The sequence below is a fragment of the Streptomyces sp. NPDC091289 genome (genome assembly GCF_044757365.1).
Taxonomy (GTDB): Bacteria; Actinomycetota; Actinomycetes; order Streptomycetales; family Streptomycetaceae; genus Streptomyces.
The window spans coordinates 165739-181376 of record NZ_JBIVUT010000008.1 but is presented as its reverse complement, the minus strand read 5'-3'; the positions used below and the strand labels follow the sequence as shown (position 1 = coordinate 181376).

At 69.4% G+C, this 15638-nt stretch carries 13 protein-coding genes, 1 pseudogene and 1 riboswitch; of the genes and pseudogenes, 2 read left to right on the top strand and 12 right to left on the bottom strand.

The features are described 5' to 3' along the window. Positions 1–10: 10 nt before the first annotated feature. The 10 genes and pseudogenes from ACIQPT_RS12940 to ACIQPT_RS12895 all read right to left on the bottom strand — a co-directional run bounded on the left by ACIQPT_RS12940 (position 11) and on the right by ACIQPT_RS12895 (position 12078). The gene (locus ACIQPT_RS12940; protein WP_401155416.1) at positions 11–1336 is read right to left on the bottom strand and encodes a class I SAM-dependent methyltransferase; all 1326 of its coding nucleotides are present in this window, start codon (positions 1334–1336) and stop codon (positions 11–13) included. 340 nt (positions 1337–1676) lie between these two features. Continuing rightward, the gene (locus ACIQPT_RS12935; protein ID WP_030730565.1) at positions 1677–3062 is read right to left on the bottom strand and encodes an NAD(P)/FAD-dependent oxidoreductase; all 1386 of its coding nucleotides are present in this window, start codon (positions 3060–3062) and stop codon (positions 1677–1679) included. 420 nt (positions 3063–3482) lie between these two features. Beyond that, positions 3483–4424, bottom strand: a complete 942-nt coding sequence (locus tag ACIQPT_RS12930) for an exopolyphosphatase (RefSeq protein ID WP_401155415.1) — start codon at positions 4422–4424, stop codon at positions 3483–3485. Continuing rightward, entirely contained in the window at positions 4421–4963 is a 543-nt protein-coding gene (locus ACIQPT_RS12925) for a DUF501 domain-containing protein (protein WP_401155413.1), read from the bottom strand. Before ACIQPT_RS12925 ends, ACIQPT_RS12930 begins: the two co-directional genes overlap by 4 nt. A gap of 79 nt (positions 4964–5042) precedes the next feature. Continuing rightward, positions 5043–5525, bottom strand: coding sequence for a septum formation initiator family protein (locus tag ACIQPT_RS12920; RefSeq protein WP_401155411.1), 483 nt, complete (start codon positions 5523–5525; stop codon positions 5043–5045). A 129-nt stretch (positions 5526–5654) separates the two neighbouring features. Continuing rightward, the gene (gene eno, locus ACIQPT_RS12915) at positions 5655–6935 is read right to left on the bottom strand and encodes a phosphopyruvate hydratase (protein WP_401155410.1); all 1281 of its coding nucleotides are present in this window, start codon (positions 6933–6935) and stop codon (positions 5655–5657) included. A gap of 349 nt (positions 6936–7284) precedes the next feature. After that, positions 7285–8001, bottom strand: a complete 717-nt coding sequence (locus tag ACIQPT_RS12910; RefSeq protein WP_401155408.1) for a transglycosylase family protein — start codon at positions 7999–8001, stop codon at positions 7285–7287. Positions 8002–8006: 5 nt separating this feature from the next. Then, positions 8007–8188: riboswitch (cyclic di-AMP (ydaO/yuaA leader) on the bottom strand. Between the two features lie 291 nt (positions 8189–8479). After that, positions 8480–9547, bottom strand: a complete 1068-nt coding sequence (locus tag ACIQPT_RS12905) for a transglycosylase family protein (RefSeq protein WP_401155407.1) — start codon at positions 9545–9547, stop codon at positions 8480–8482. Between the two features lie 176 nt (positions 9548–9723). Further along, positions 9724–9915 (bottom strand): annotated as a pseudogene (locus ACIQPT_RS12900) (cytochrome P450); the annotation flags it as partial. 33 nt (positions 9916–9948) lie between these two features. After that, positions 9949–12078, bottom strand: coding sequence for a recombinase family protein (locus tag ACIQPT_RS12895; RefSeq protein ID WP_401155405.1), 2130 nt, complete (start codon positions 12076–12078; stop codon positions 9949–9951). Between the two features lie 215 nt (positions 12079–12293). Between ACIQPT_RS12895 and ACIQPT_RS12890 the strand changes: the two genes are divergently transcribed. Both ACIQPT_RS12890 and ACIQPT_RS12885 read left to right on the top strand, forming a co-directional pair. Further along, complete coding sequence (locus ACIQPT_RS12890; RefSeq protein ID WP_401155403.1) at positions 12294–13571, top strand: cytochrome P450; 1278 nt, start codon at positions 12294–12296, stop codon at positions 13569–13571. Between the two features lie 26 nt (positions 13572–13597). Next, positions 13598–13819 carry an e9imm peptide gene (locus tag ACIQPT_RS12885; protein ID WP_401155578.1) on the top strand — a complete coding sequence of 74 codons (222 nt, stop codon included), beginning with the start codon at positions 13598–13600 and terminating at the stop codon, positions 13817–13819. Between the two features lie 85 nt (positions 13820–13904). Here ACIQPT_RS12885 and ACIQPT_RS12880 read toward each other — a convergent pair whose 3' ends face one another. Beyond that, entirely contained in the window at positions 13905–14915 is a 1011-nt protein-coding gene (locus tag ACIQPT_RS12880) for a nucleoside triphosphate pyrophosphohydrolase (RefSeq protein WP_401155402.1), read from the bottom strand. 28 nt (positions 14916–14943) lie between these two features. Further along, positions 14944–15600, bottom strand: coding sequence for a SurA N-terminal domain-containing protein (locus ACIQPT_RS12875; protein WP_401155400.1), 657 nt, complete (start codon positions 15598–15600; stop codon positions 14944–14946). Positions 15601–15638: the final 38 nt, after the last annotated feature.

Here is a 15638-nt window from a genome sequence, read left to right as displayed (position 1 = left end):
CGGATACGGGTCAGGCGTCCGTGTCCGTGTCCGTGTCTTCAGCGGACTCCGTCCACCTGCGGGTGCGCAGCGGCAGCCGGGAGCCGCCGCCGTCCAGCGGGCGCACCGCGAGGATCTGGTTGACGCCGATCTTGTTGTGCTCGAAGGAGAGCGCGGACGCCGCCATGTACAGCCGCCAGACCCGGGCCCGGCCCGGGGACGTGGCGCGTACCGCCCGCTCCCAGTGCCGCTCCAGGTTGGCCACCCACTGGCGCAGGGTCAGCGCGTAGTGCTCGCGCAGGGCCTCGACGTCCCGGGCCTCGAAGCCGGCCTCCTCCAGGGTGCTCAGGGTGCGGCCGACCGGGGCCAGTTCGCCGTCAGGGAAGACGTAGGCGTCGATGAACGCGTCGATGCGGTAGGCCTCCTCGTCCTTCTCGGGGCGGCGGGCGATCTGGTGGTTCAGGAGGCGGCCGCCGGGCTTGAGGAGGGCGTAGAGGTCCTCGGCGTACTCCCGGTAGCGGACCGAGCCGACGTGCTCGGCCATGCCGATCGAGGAGATCGCGTCGTACGGGCCGTCGCTGACGTCACGGTAGTCCTGGACGCGGATCTCGATCCGGTCGGTCAGGCCCTCCTCGGCGATGCGCTTGCGGGCGTGGGCGGCCTGTTCCTGGGAGAGGGTGATGCCGGTGACCCGGGCCCCGTACGCGCGGGCGGCGTGGATGGCCATCGAGCCCCAGCCGCAGCCGACGTCCAGGAGCCGGTCGCCCTCCTTCAGGGCGAGCTTGCGGCAGACCAGGTCGAGCTTGTCGCGCTGGGCGTCCTCCAGGGTCCCGCCGTCCTGCCAGTAGGCGCAGGAGTAGACCATGGAGGGGCCGAGCACCAGGGCGTAGAAGTCGTTGCCGACGTCGTAGTGGTGGCTGATGGCCTCCTTGTCACGGCGTCTGGTGTGCAGCGGCCCGGTGCGCCGGCGCACCTCCTCGGCGGGCGGGGCGGGCGGCGGCCAGGGGCCCGCGAGGTCGAGGAGGCCGCGGGCGAAGGCGCGGACCTTGGGGTCGCGGACCGGGTGGACGGTGTCCTTGGCGTCGGCGCCGCGGTCCCAGAGCAGTCCGGCGATCCGGTCGAGCACCTCGTACAGATCACCGTCGACGTCGATCTCCCCGGCCACCCAGGCGCGGGCCAGGCCCAGTTCGCCCGGCTTCCACAGCAGCCGACGCAGGGCGCGGCGGTGGCGGATCACGAGGACCGGGGCGCCGGGCGGCCCCGATTCGCTGCCGTCCCAGGCCCGGATCCGGACCGGCAGCGGTTCCGAGAGCATCTCCTGGGCAAGAGCGGTCAGCCGCGACGCGGCGTCTGCCATGGCGCACACCTCCGTGGTGTTTCCCCGACAAGCACAACAAGCACAACAAGCACATTGCGTACAGACATGCTCGTAGCCCCGCCGCCACACCCCGGTGCCGCGGCGAGGTACACCTGCGTCAACTCTCCTCGCACACTCCGTCATCCCGCTACCGGGCAACGAAACGGCAAAACACGTGTATGCGCCATCCACATGGGCGGGAGCGGGCCGTCACGGCGGTCGCGGTCCCGGCCGGGGACGGATCTCCGGATACGCCGAAGGGGCCGTCCGCACCACGGATGGCGGACGGCCCCTTCGGGCGTCGTACGGTGTGCTCCTCGCGGAGCGGGTCACCGGGGGGTCAGGAGGCCTTGGCCTTCTCGCCCTCCGGCTTGGCGGCGGCCGGAGCCGGGGCCGGCTTGGCGGCCTCGTAGAACTCCTCGCGCGGCGTCTCCATGGCGCCGAGCGAGACGACCTCGCGCTTGAGGAACATCGCCAGCGTCCAGTCGGCGAAGATCCGGATCTTGCGGTTCCAGGTCGGCATCGCCATGCCGTGGTAGCCGCGGTGCATGTACCAGGCGAGACGGCCCTTGAGCTTGATCTTCACCTTGCCCATGACGATCATCGCGACGCCCTTGTGCAGGCCGAGACCGGCGACCGCACCCTTGTTGGCGTGGCTGTACTCCTTCTGCGGGAAGCCCCGCATGCCGGAGATCACGTTGTCGCCGAGGACCTTCGCCTGACGCAGCGCGTGCTGGGCGTTGGGCGGGCACCAGGCGTTCGGGTTGCCGGCGCGGCGGCCGACCATGTCCGGCACCTGGGCGTTGTCGCCCGCGGCCCAGATGTAGTCGGTGCCCTGCACCTGGAGCTTCTCGGAGGTGTCCACGTGGCCGCGGGGGCCGAGCGGCAGGCCGAACCGGGCCAGCGCCGGGTTCGGCTTCACACCGGCGGTCCACACGATGGTGCTGGAGTCGACCTCCAGGCCGTTCTTCAGCACGACGTGACCGTCGACGCAGGAGTCCATCGAGGTGGAGAGGTAGATCTCCACGCCGCGGCTCTCCAGGTGCTCCTTGCCGTAGGCGCCCAGCTTCGGGCCGACCTCGGGAAGGATCTTGTCGGCGGCGTCGACGAGGATGAAGCGCATGTCCTCGCGCTTCACGTTGGTGTAGTACTTCGCCGCGTCGCGGGCCATGTCCTCGACCTCGCCGATGGTCTCCGCGCCGGCGAAGCCGCCGCCCACGAAGACGAACGTCAGCGCCTTGCGGCGGACGTCCTCGTCGGTCGTGGAGTCAGCCTTGTCCAGCTGCTCCAGGACGTGGTTGCGCAGTCCGATGGACTCCTCGATGCCCTTCATGCCGATGCCCTGCTCGGCGAGGCCGGGGATCGGGAAGGTGCGGGAGACCGCGCCCATCGCGATGACCAGGTAGTCGAAGGGCAGCTCGTAGGCCTCGCCGACGAGCGGCGCGACCGTGGCGACCTTGCGGTCCTGATCGATGGTGGTGACACGACCGGTGAGAACCTCTGCCTTGGGCAGCACGCGTCGCAGCGGGACGACGACATGCCGAGGCGAGATGCTGCCGGCAGCAGCTTCGGGGAGGAAGGGCTGGTACGTCATGTACGACCGCGGGTCGACGACCGTGACGGTCGCCTCTCCGTATCGCATCTTCTTCAGAATGCGACGAGCTGCGTACAGGCCTACGTACCCACCGCCTACAACGAGGATCCTGGGACGCTCCGTGGTGCTCATGCCATCGAGTATCCACCCCGCCCCAGGGGGGTGCTCGTGAGCCCCTTCACAAGGATTGACCCACCCTCTGCTACACTTCGCCGCCCACGTGACCCAGGTCATGGGCACGAAAGGGAACCACGCCATCGCGGGAAACGTTGCGCACCGCTTGTGAGCTGGCCCTTGGCCCTTCGGACGGGGCGAACCACCCCTCCTCTTCATGCGGACGCAACGCGCCCGGAACACCCGCGCAGCACCTCCGTACGGCACCCTGGGCAACCGGTTCGGGCCCGATCGGCCCCAACCACGGCCAACAGGGCCCCAATCCTTGTGAAGAAGTTCACGAAGTTTCTCGCGGCGTGTCCCCGAAGGGGTCCCCCGAGCGGCCCGGAGGGGCCGGACGGGGGCTCAACGGTGCAGGTGACGGTGCGATTGAGCGGGCTACGCGGCGCTCCAGGCGATGCCGTCCAGGATGTCGTGCTCGCTGACGACGACCTCGTGGGCTCCCGTCCGCTCCATCACGGCGAGCAGGACGAGCGCCCCGGCGCCGATCACGTCGACCCGGCCGGGGTGCATCACGGGGATCGCGGCGCGCTCCTCGTGGGTGGAGCCGAGCAGGTGCTCGGTGATCGCGCGGACCCTGCCCCGGGAGATCCGGGAGTGGTGGATGGCCGCGGAGTCGTACTCCGGCAGCTCCAGCGCGATCCCGGCGACCGTGGTGACGGTGCCCGCGAGGCCGACCAGCGTGCCGGCCCCGGTGAGCGGCACGGTCTTCTCGGCGAGGTCGAGGGCGGCGTCGACGTCCGCGCGGATCGCGGCGGCCCGCTCGTGGCTGGGCGGGTCCATGACGACCCCGTCCACGACGAGGTGACGCTCGGTCATCCGCACGCAGCCGATGTCCACGGACCGGGCCGCCTCGACCCGGTCCGAGCCGAGGACGAACTCGGTGGAGCCGCCGCCGATGTCGACGACCAGATACGGCTTCGCCAGGTGGTCGCTGCCCGCCAGCTCCTGGGTGGCCCCGTCGAAGGAGAGCTGCGCCTCCTGGTCACCGGTGATCACCTCGGGCTCGACGCCGAGGATGTCCCGGACCCCGGCCACGAACTCCGCGCTGTTCTCGGCGTCGCGGGAGGCGGAGGTGGCGACGAAACGGATCCGCTCGGCGCCCAGCTCCTCGATCGCCGCCGCGTACTCCCGGCAGGCCGCGAACGTCCGCTCCAGCGCCTCGGGGGCCAGCCGGCCGGTCCGGTCCACGCCCTGGCCGAGGCGGACGATCGTCATCCGCCGGTCCAGCTCGGTGAAGGAACCGGTCGCCGGGTCCACATCGGCGACGAGGAGCCGGATGGAGTTCGTGCCGCAGTCGACGGCGGCGACCCGGGTCACGCGTCCTGCCCTTCCGCGTCCACGGCGCACGGCGTGACGCAGGGGCCATTGGCCCACCACTCCGGCAGCATCGCGATGGCCTCGTCGCCCAGCGGGTTCACCCCGGGCCCGGCGGCCAGCGAGTGGCCGACCAGGACGTGCAGGCACTTCACCCGGTCCGGCATGCCGCCCGCGCTCGGGAAGCCCTCCAGGACCTCGATGGCGTCGCGGCGGGTGAGGTAGTCCTCGTGCGCGGCCCGGTAGGCGTCGGCCAGCTCCGGGTCGGTCTCCAGACGGGCCGTCATCTCCTTCATGACCCCGTTGGCCTCCAGCGTGCCGATCGCCGAGGCCGCCCGGGGGCAGGTCAGGTAGTACGTCGTCGGGAACGGCGTGCCGTCCTCCAGACGGGGCTGGGTCTCCACCACGTCCGGGTTGCCGCACGGGCAGCGGTGCGCGATGGCGCGCAGGCCGCGCGGCGGACGGCCGAGCTGCTGCTCGAACGCGGCGATGTCCGCGTCGGTGGGCTTGGTGGACTCGGTCTGCGGAGGGGGCGTTTCCATGCCTGCCTTGGTTCTGCTCGGAAGCTCGTAGAGGTGGACGTACACAGCAACGTACGCGGGAACGTACGGGTTCGGTCGGTCAGTCGCGGTCGTCGTCACGGTCGGCGCTGTCCACGCCGTCCCAGAGGTTCGAGTGCCACGGCCGGCCGCTCGCGCCCGGCTCGCCGCGGCGGTCCTGCGCCGCATCGGGGTCGGCCACGGTGTAGGCGGTCTCCCCGGGGAGGACGTAATGGAGGTGCTGGCGGGCCAGACGCATGATGTACGCGTCGTCCTGGAGCCGCGCCTTCTCGTCCCGCAGCTCCTCGGTGCGCCGCTCCGCCTGCTGCGAGAGCCGCTCCTGCTCGGCGATCTCGTCGCGCTGGGAGACGTACTGCCGCATCGGGTAGGCGAGCGCCACCACCAGGGAGCAGACCACCAGCGCCAGGAACGCGGCCCGGCCGGTGAGCCGGGAGCGGCGGGCCTGGCGGCGGTTCTGGGATCGGTACACGCGGGCCGCGGTCTGCTCGCCGAGCAGTCGCAGCCTGGTCGCGGTGGAGAACCGGTCGCGGTCCTTCCCGGCCATGTCTCCCGCCTCCCAGACGCCGCCCGGCAGGCGGCAGTTTGACGACAAGCTCTGACGCACGTCCGTCCCCGCACACGGTACGGGACCGGGTGCGGGGACGGGCGGAGGCTACCGACTCGCGACTACGGGTCAGCCCTTGAAGCGCGGGAAGGCGGAGCGGCCCGCGTACACCGCGGCGTCGTCGAGGATCTCCTCGATGCGCAGCAGCTGGTTGTACTTGGCGACGCGGTCCGAGCGGGCCGGGGCGCCGGTCTTGATCTGGCCGCAGTTCACGGCGACGGCGAGGTCGGCGATGGTGACGTCCTCGGTCTCGCCGGAGCGGTGCGACATCATGCACTTGAAGCCGTTGCGCTGGGCCAGCTCGACGGCGTCCAGGGTCTCGGTCAGCGAACCGATCTGGTTGACCTTCACGAGCAGGGCGTTGGCGGAGCCCTCCTCGATGCCGCGGGCGAGGCGCTCGGGGTTGGTGACGAAGAGGTCGTCGCCGACGATCTGGACCTTGGCCCCGATGCGGTCGGTGATGACCTTCCAGCCGGCCCAGTCGTCCTCGTACAGCGGGTCCTCGATGGAGACCAGCGGGTACGCGGAGACGAGCTCCTCGTAGTACTCGGTCATCTCGGCGGCCGAGCGGGACTTGCCCTCGAACTCGTAGACGCCGTCCTTGTAGAACTCGGACGCGGCGACGTCGAGCGCGAGCGCCACGTCACGGCCCGGGACGTAGCCGGCCTCCTTGATGGCCTCGACGATGAGGTCCAGGGCGGCGCGGTTGGAGTCCAGGTTCGGGGCGAAGCCGCCCTCGTCGCCGAGTCCGGTGGACAGGCCCTTGGTCTTGAGGACCTTCTTCAGCGTGTGGTAGATCTCCGCGCCCCAGCGCAGGGCCTCGGAGAAGGACTCCGCGCCGATCGGGGCGATCATGAACTCCTGGATGTCCACGTTGGAGTCGGCGTGCGAGCCGCCGTTCAGGATGTTCATCATCGGAACGGGCAGCAGGTGCGCGTTCGGGCCGCCGAGGTAGCGGAAGAGCGGCAGGTCGGACGCCTCGGAGGCGGCGTGCGCGACGGCCAGCGAGACGCCGAGGATGGCGTTCGCGCCGAGCGAGGCCTTGTTCTCGGTGGCGTCCAGGTCGAACATCGCCTGGTCGATGAGGCGCTGCTCGGTGGCGTCGTACCCGACGAGCTCCGGGCCGATCTGCTCGATGACGGCGAGGACGGCCTTCTCGACGCCCTTGCCCTGGTAACGGTTGGGGTCACCGTCGCGAAGCTCAACAGCCTCGAACGCACCGGTGGAGGCGCCGGACGGAACAGCAGCACGGCCCGTGCTGCCGTCGTCGAGGCCAACCTCGACCTCGACCGTGGGGTTGCCCCGGGAGTCGAGGATTTCCCTGGCTACGACGACGTCGATGGACGGCACGAGGCATCTCCTTCTGGGATCTGACACTGGTTGTGCAGGGTCACTGTGGCCTTGCGGCACGAGCCTATCCGGCCCGGCCGCGTCGGCCAGCCGAGCGCCCGCCTCCTGGGACGAAAAAGGACCCAAGGGCCTGCATCCCGGGACAAAACTCTAGAAATCTACTGGTCGGTAACAAAAACTGCCGACAAGAGGTGAACGCAAACCGCGCTCACCGGGGTCCCGGCTCGCCCGGGCCCCGCCCACGAAGAACCCGGCCCGGCGCGCTGGGGGGAAGAGCGCGCCGGGCCGGGAAGCCGTGCGAGGGAGGGTGCCGCCGGACACCCTCCCTCCGGGGAGGAGAGACGGCGTCTTACTTCAGGTGGAGCTGCTGACCCGGGAAGATCAGGTCCGCGTCCTTGACGATGTCGTCGTTGAGCTGGAAGAGCTTGCTCCAGCCGCCCTTGACACCCTCCTTCTCGGCGATCTTGCTCAGGGTGTCGCCGGTCTTGACCTTGTACTCGCCGTCACCCTTCTGGACCTTCTCGCCGGTCGGGGTGGTGACGGTCTTCTTGCTCTCGGCCTTCTTCTCGGCCTGCGGAGCGGGGCGCTGCTCGGAGCGCGTGGTGGGCTGCTCGGCCTGACGCTCGGGCTGCGCCTGCTCGGGCTTGCTCTCGGACTGGCCGGAGCCGGTGTTCACGCCCGGGTCCACACCGTCGTTGGTGAGGCCACCGGCGCCGGCGCAGGCCCAGGCGCCCGGACCCTGGAGGTCGAGGAGCTTCTCGGCGGTGGCGATCTGCTGGTCCTTGGAGGCCAGGTCGGCGCGCGAGGCGTACTGCGTACCGCCGGCGGCGGCCCAGCTGGACTGCGAGAACTGCAGCCCGCCGTAGTAGCCGTTGCCGGTGTTGATGGACCAGTTGCCGCCGGACTCGCACTGGGCGACGGCGTCCCAGGTCTCGACGGAGGCGGCGGACGCGCTGGTCGCACCCATCAGCGGGACGGCGACGGCGGCACCGGTGACACCCGCGAGGGTGGCGAGACGGGTGGCCTTGGACGGGCGGCGGTGCTTGCCCTTGCTGTTCAGCAGCATGGAACGAATCTCCTCACCGACGCCTACGAGGTGAGCTGTCGGGTTCGGGCTGATGAGTTGCCCGGTCGCACGGTGCTGCACGCGACTTCACCCCAAGCCGTTCCCGTACGTCCCGTCGGTTCGACGAGGCGTCCGGACCCGGCGGCCTACCTGGGTCCCCCGCTCCTGCCTACGGCGCTTACGCGTCTGTTCCCTTCGACCGACGGCAGGATTCGGCGTGACGGTCGACGGGGCCCGCGGTGCGAGCGGCTACGACCGTAAACACAGGCAACCCCGACATTCAAAGATGGACATAGAGGGCAATCGCCCCGAACTCACCGCGACCGATGGACTATTTCCGCAGGTCGGGAGCGATGCGCGCGGACCAGCCGGACGAGACCCGCCAGTTGAAGCAAAGAGACCCATGTCTCACTTCCGCAAAAGTGGACATAGGCCTCTGAACTGCCTGATTTTTCGGAGCGTTTTCGCCCGATTTGAATCAGTTGGCGGCGGGCGCCCCGGCGGACTTCCCGGCGCTCTCCGACGCGGACCCGTCCGCGCCCTGACCCAGCCCCAGATCCAGGCTCTGGCCGGGCAGGATCAGATCCGGGTCGGAGCCCAGGAGGTCCTTGTTCGTCTCGTACAGGCCGGTCCAGCCACCGGGAAGTTCCTGCGCGTCAGCGATGGCCCAGAGGTTGTCGCCGGGCTGCACCGTGTACGCGCCGACGGTCGCCGAGCCACCGTCGCGCGCATCGCCGTCGCCGCGCGAGGCGTGCCGGCCGGACTCACGGGGGCCGCCGCCCTGGCCCGCGTCGGCCTCCTCGGGTGCGGGGGCGCCCCGGTGCTTGCCTCCCTTGCCGTCCTCGCCCTTCGAGGCGTCGGGGGTGCCGGAGGGGTTCGTGGCGTCGGGGGCGTCGGAGGCCGGCGGGGCGGAGGGCGTCACCGAGGAGTCGGGAGCGTCGCTCCCCTTCCCCGTACCGCCACTGCCTCCCTTGTCGGCCTTGTCAGCCTTGTCGTTCTTATCGCCCTTGTCGGGCTTGCCGCTCTCGTCACCCTTGTCGTTCTTCTCGGCCTTCTCACCCTTACCGGATTCATCCGCTTCACCGGTCGGGTCGGCCGAGGGGTCCGCCGACGGATCGGCGGACGGGTCGGGTGACGGCGAGGTGCCCGGGTCGACGCCGGGCAGGCTGCCGTCCACCGCGAGACCGGAGATGACCGCACAGCTGGGCCACGCCTTCGGCCCCTGGTCGCCCAGGACCTTCTCGGCGACGGAGATCTGCTGCGACCGGCTGGCGAGGTCGGCGCGGGGCGCGAACGCCGTGCCGCCGTACGCCGACCAGGTCTCCTGCGAGAACTGGAGCCCGCCGTAGTAGCCGTTGCCGAGGTCGGCGCTCCACATGCCGCCGCTCTCACACTCCGCGACCCGGTCCCAGGTGGTGGCCTCGGCCGCGTGCACGCCGCTCGCACCGAGCAGCGGGATGGCGATGGCCGATCCCGTCACACCTGCGGCGACGACGATGGCGGGTGCCTGGCGAGGGCGGCGGTGTCTGCCGTTCGCGGAGCCCATGGGTATGCCTTCCGTGCGACTGACAAGCGAGTGACCTGAACGCCGCGCAGCAGAAATCCGTGCCTGCACCGGCGCACAAGTGACGCGTGAGCAACGAGCGACCGACGCGTCGAACCGTGAACCTAGCGGGACTCGAACGTGTGTCACAAGTCGATGCAGCGCAGATCACGTGAAAGTCACAGAGTTGACAGCGTGTCACTTTTTTCGGAACGGCGGCCCGGCGTGAACTCGACGGGAAGTGTGCGCAGTCCGCGCATGATGAGCCCGCCACGCCAGCGCAAATCGGCAGCTTCTCCCGCAAGTCGCAGGTCAGGGAGGCGTCTCAACAGCGTGGCCAACGCGGTCTGCCCCTCCAGCCTGGCCAGCGGCAGCGGCTCCGTGGCGTAACGCCAGGTGGCGAGCTATTCGGGGTGGCACAGCAGGGCGGGCGCGCCGTCGCCGATGAGGTTGATCGTCGCCTCGAACCTGATCTGACCAGCAGAGGAATGCAAGGCACAGTCGGGCCTGTCGGTCTTGTCGGTCTTGACCGCGTTGCGATCAAGAGCCCTGTTCTCCCCCTTGCCCTTGGGTGTCTCGCTCCGCACCTTCGCGAGCAGCCCCACACGGAGCCGGCCGGTGACCGTGAGCGGAGGAAGGGTCGGCCGGCGGAACGCCTCCACCCCTCTCTTGTCCGCGCCGAGGACCCGCATGACTTCGGGCCAGGCGCCCTTCTGCCACCACGTGAGCTGACGCGTCCGCATGGGGTCGATCCGCCCCCAGCTGAGGGGCATGTCGTTCCAGGCAAGGCCGCGCCGAAGTCGGTGGAGCATGCCGCAGAACTGCGCACGGATGTCGTACTTCGTCGTGAAGTGCTGCTTCGCCTTCCCGTGGAAGAAGGTCCGCAGGACGGCAAGAACCGCCTCCCACTCCTCGTCCGTCGGGTCCGGCGGAACGAGAGTTCCGGTCTCCACGTGCCACTGGGTCACTGCACACTTGACGCCGGGTTTGGACGTGTTCTCCATCGCGCCGGGGGCGACCCTGATGTTGAACATGTCAAAGACCTCCCTGCGCTCCTCCAGCGTCATGATGTCCAGGCGCTCGTGGGCGTTGTTCGCGATGTCGACGAGGTTGTGTGCCTGGCGCTCATGCTCGGCGTACGCCTCCAGCCACTGCTCCGCGAACTTCTTCTGCTCCCGGAACTCCTCCAGTTCCTGCTGCATCTCCTTGACTGACGCCTTGAGGACGACGGGGTCCACGCCGGCCCTGATGTACTCGGGCACCTTCCGGTTGATGAGGTCTTCCTGAGTCGCGATTCTCGTGGCGAACTCGGTGATCCGCTGTTGATACTTCGCCTTGTCACCGGGCAGGCTGCCGACCCACTCGGCTGCCATCATCCGAAGGCGGCCTTCGTCCTTCATGAGCCGGGTCAGTTCTGCCCAGACGACACCCTCGATCCCATCGGCGTTGAAGTGCGGCTCGCCGCAGGACCCTTCCTTGTCGGTCATGCCCTTGCAGCGGTAGGCGCGCGCCTCGCCGCTCCGGCCGGCGCCGGTGTAGACCTCACCGCAATGCCCGTCGATGCGTCCGCTGAGGGGGTAGACCTGATCCTTGCTGCGGCCGTTCTGGAAGCCGATATTCTTGAGTGTCTCCATGAGAAGCCGGGCGCGCTCCTCGCTGAAGATGGGCGGAACGCCGATCTTCACCGGGGCGCCATGAATCGGCGTGCCGTCCTCGCAGCGCAGGGTCGTGTTCTTGCCGTTGCCCCTGCTCGTCTTCCGGTAGGTCACGTAACCGTCATGGATGGTCTCGGTCCAGAGGCGGTTACGCAGATTCCCGACGGTCCAGGGCACGCCGCTGCGAGTGAACAGCTTGCGCCTGTTGAGCTCGTCGCACGCCTCGGTGTAGTTCATGTTCTGGTCGACGGTGAGTTCGACGGCCACGGAGAGCACCATGGACTCGTGGTCGTCGGTGACGAGAACACTGAACTGCTTCCGGCGTTCGCCGACCCAGGTGGTGTCCTGGGCAATCCTGTATCCATAAGGTGCGGGGCCGCCTGGCCAGCCGCCATAGCTGATCTTCAGCTCACGGCCGGCAAGGGTGCGATCCTTGATACGCCGCCACTCCATCTCGGAGAAAGTGACGTACCGCATGAACTGGGACCAGCCGACGTCGTTGCTGGTGTCGATGCCCTCGGTGACCGAGATGAAGTAGATGCCGAGGTCCGCCATGTTCCAGGCCCACTGGTAGGCGGCGCGGGCCGTGCGGCCGATGCGGTCGACGTTGGGGACGAGGATGCGGTTGAAGTGCTGCTGGTGCGCGTCGAGGATCAGGCGGTCCATCTCGGGTCGCCTTTCCAACGCGCCGGAGACCGCCTCGTCCACATACTCGTCGTACACGGTGGCTTCGGGGTGGCGGTCGAGCCAGCTGTTGGAGATCTCGTCCTGATCTTCGAGGCCGAAGCCGTCGAGCTGGTCCAGGGTGGAGACGCGGGCGTATTTCGCCACGGTGATCGCGTCGGATGCATGCAGGAGCGGGCGTGCCACAATGGGCATGTTCAGTCCTCCGAGACTGTTCCGTCCCCGGGGTGGTTGCACACCGCCGGGAAGGTTCCGGCCTCGTTGCGCTCTCTACAGCGCTCTGGGGCCGGTGCCGTTTCCGGGCAGGTTACCCCAGTTGGTGACTCGAGAAGTTGGGTTCCGGTCATCGTCGAGATCTCAACGCCATGCCAGTGGGCCCTCGCCGCACAAGCGCCCGATACCGTCGCCAGGTGAACGACACCACCCCGACTCCGGAACTCTTCTCCTGGGAGTTCGCGACTGATCCGTATCCCGCGTACGCCTGGCTGCGGGAGCACGCGCCCGTGCACCGAACGGAACTGCCGTCCGGAGTGGAAGCGTGGCTCGTGACCCGCTACGCCGACGCGCGGCAGGCACTCGCCGACGCACGGCTCTCCAAGAGTCCCGAGTATCACGCTGATGACGCCCAGGGCCGCACCAAGACCGGTATCCCTGGGGAGCGTAGTGCGGGCCTCATGACACACCTGCTCAACATCGACCCGCCGGACCACACCAGGCTGCGCCGACTCGTATCCAAGGCGTTCACCCCGCGCCGGACCGCTCTCTTCGCGCCCCGGGTCCAAGAACTGACGAACAGCCTCATCGACGCCTTCGCGGAGAACGGGGAAGCCGACCTCATCCATGAGTTCGCCTTCCCGCTCCCCATCTACGCGATCTGCGACCTGCTCGGTGTACCTCACGAGGACCAGGATGATTTCCGTGACTGGGCCGGGATGATGATCCGGCACGGCGGCGGACCACGCGGCGGCGTCGCACGCTCCGTGAAGAAGATTCGCGCATACCTCGCCGAACTGATTCACAAGAAGCGCGCGAACCCCGGCGACGACCTGATTTCGGACCTGATCCGGGCAAGTGACCACGGCGAGCACCTCACCGAGAACGAGGCCGCCGCCATGGCGTTCGTGATCCTGTTCGCGGGTTTCGAAACGACCATTAACCTGATCGGCAACAGTGCCCACGCATTCTTCCGGAACCCGGTACAGCGATCCGTTTTCCAGGGTGCGGTGGAGCAAGGCAACGGCTCCCTCATCGATAGCGCCGTCGAAGAACTGCTGCGTTTCGACGGCCCCGTGGAGCTGGCAACCTGGCGGTACGCCACCGAGGGGCTCGAAATCGGGGGGCAGGCGATTCGCAAGGGTGACCCGGTCCTCGTGGTGCTCGCAGCGGCGGACCGTGATCCCGAGAGGTTCAAGAGCCCCGACACCCTCGACCTCGCCCGCCGGGACAACCAACACCTGGGATACGGACACGGCATCCACTACTGCCTCGGTGCACCCCTCGCACGGCTGGAGGGGCGTACTGCGCTGGAGACGTTGTTCCGCCGCCTGCCGGACCTACAGCTCGCGGTGGACCCGGCCGATCTACGGTGGCGTGGCGGCCTGATCATGCGTGGCCTGCGCACCCTTCCGGTCGAGTTCACACCGGAGACATCGACCAGGGCATGTCCGGCCGATCACTCGCCTCGTTAAGGTGACCCCGACTGGGGGTGAGTGCGGTGGAGATGAGCCGGACCGAGGCCGTTGCCCTCGTGCAGCGGATCATGGATACGGACTACACCTCCGAAGAAGAGGTGGACGGCTGGTTGGCCATGCTCGACAGTGCCCTGTCATGTCCGACCGGCCACGTCAGTGAGTTGATCTTCTGGCCGCCGGAGCAGGATCTCTCGGCTGCTGAAGTGGTTGAGCAAGCCCTGGCCCGTCGGCCCATAGCTTTGTGACGCCGACGCGTGCATGATCCGGGCGAGGGACCGTTCGACGCCCCGGGCGGGCGACCGTACGCAGTGCGTGGAGCACCCGTGCCCCTCATCGGGCGCCCGGTCCCCCGCCCTCCGCCGCCACGATCGCTTCCCTGTACGCCCGGGCCGCCGCGCGCAGGGCGGCCTCCGGGTCGGTGCCGTTCGCCTCGGCGGCGACGGCGAGGGCGAGGAGGTCGTAGCCGATGGTGTCGCCGGTGGGCAGAGGAACATCGAGTTCGGCTGTGCGGACCCGGCTGCCGAGCTTCGCGGCGAGGGCCAGGCCGGGCTGGCCGAGGGGGACGCCCTCGGTGACCGAGGTGCGCTGCTTCTCGATCGCCTTCGTGCGCAGCCAGTGCGCGTGGACGTCCTCCGGGGTCTCGGCGCTCTCGTCGCCGAAGACGTGCGGGTGGCGGTGGATCAGCTTCTCGACGAGGCCGCCCGCGACGTCGTCGATGGCGAAGGGCTCCTCGGGGTCCTCCTCCGCGATGCGGGCGTGGAAGACGACCTGGAGGAGTACGTCGCCCAGTTCCTCGCGCAGTTCGGTCCGGTCGCCGTCCTCGATCGCCTCGACCAGTTCGTACGCCTCCTCGATGGCGTACTTGGCGAGGCCCCGGTGCGTCTTCTGCGAGGTCCAGGGGCACGCGCGGCGGATCCGGTCCATGACCTGGACCAGGTCGAGGAGGCGGGCGCCGGGCAGGTCGTAGGAGCCGGGGAGGAGCTCCAGGTCCGGCATGTGCACCCGGCCCGAGCCGCCGAGGCGGGCCAGGCCGTCGGTGAGGGGCCCGTTCCCCTCGCCGCCGACCAGGACGACGACGGTACGGCCGCCCGCGCAGTCCGCGACCAGTTCGTCGGCCGAGGGCGTGGCGTGCTCGACGCGTACGCCCGCCTCGCGGAGGTAGGGCAGTTGCGGGTGGTCCGGGTCCGCGCACAGGACGCGGTCGGCGGCGTGCAGCGTCTGCCAGGCCGGCCAGGACAGCAGGCCGGGCGCGACCCGGTGGCTGGCGGTGAGCAGGACGATGCGGCCGGGACCGGCGGAGCTCTCGGGGGCGGGGGAGGCGTCGGGGGCTTCAGCGTTCACCCTGCGAACCTACCTCCGGCCCGTCGGGTCACGCGTCCGTCGGGGAGTCCTTCGGCGGGAACTCGGTGCGCTGGGTGATCCAGGGCGCGCTGTAGTTGCCGAGCTGCATCTTCTGGTCGTCCCAGGTGCCGAAGCGCGGGTTGACGTCGATGTCGAGGGCCTTCGACGCCTTCGTGAGGGCCTCGCCGACCGCCTGCTGTCCGGCGGGGGTGCCGAGGTCCGCGCCGAGCGCCCGGGCGAGCTTCGGGAGCTGGACCTCCTGGCGCATGTCGGCGTCGATCTGGTCCGGGGCGACCCAGCGCTGCTGGAGCATCATCGCCTCGAACTGTTCCTCGCCGCCCTGCTGGGCGCGGCTGGCCTGCCGCATCTCCTGGATCTCCTTGCGGGTGACCGTGACCCCGGCGTCCGCTGCGGCGCGGTCGAGGATCCGGCCGAAGATCAGCCCGTGCAGCTTGGCGCGGTTGAGCTGGCCCGACTTGTTCACCAGCTGGGCGGCCTGCGGGGAGCTCTCCTGGGCGCTGCGGACGTCCGCGGCGCTGGCCTGGACCGCCGAGACCTCGATCCGTTCACCGCCCACGACGGCCGCGGCGCCGGGGTGGGCCTGGTTGCCGCAGGCCGTGAGGAGCGGCGCGGCGACGAGTGTTGCGGCGAGGACGGCGAGCGCGGTGCGACGACGGCGGTGCAAAGGAGCCTCCCGGGGAGAGTTTGTGCATCGGCGCACAA

Bases quoted from the DNA above. Each gene is read 5' to 3' on its own strand.
- ACIQPT_RS12935 (WP_030730565.1), bottom strand. From the start codon at position 3,062: ATGAGCACCACGGAGCGTCCCAGGATCCTCGTTGTAGGCGGTGGGTAC.
- ACIQPT_RS12910 (WP_401155408.1), bottom strand. From the start codon at position 8,001: ATGCTGCTGAACAGCAAGGGCAAGCACCGCCGCCCGTCCAAGGCCACC.
- ACIQPT_RS12920 (WP_401155411.1), bottom strand. From the start codon at position 5,525: ATGGCCGGGAAGGACCGCGACCGGTTCTCCACCGCGACCAGGCTGCGA.
- ACIQPT_RS12895 (WP_401155405.1), bottom strand. From the start codon at position 12,078: ATGCCCATTGTGGCACGCCCGCTCCTGCATGCATCCGACGCGATCACC.
- ACIQPT_RS12925 (WP_401155413.1), bottom strand. From the start codon at position 4,963: ATGGAAACGCCCCCTCCGCAGACCGAGTCCACCAAGCCCACCGACGCG.
- ACIQPT_RS12905 (WP_401155407.1), bottom strand. From the start codon at position 9,547: ATGGGCTCCGCGAACGGCAGACACCGCCGCCCTCGCCAGGCACCCGCC.
- ACIQPT_RS12940 (WP_401155416.1), bottom strand. From the start codon at position 1,336: ATGGCAGACGCCGCGTCGCGGCTGACCGCTCTTGCCCAGGAGATGCTC.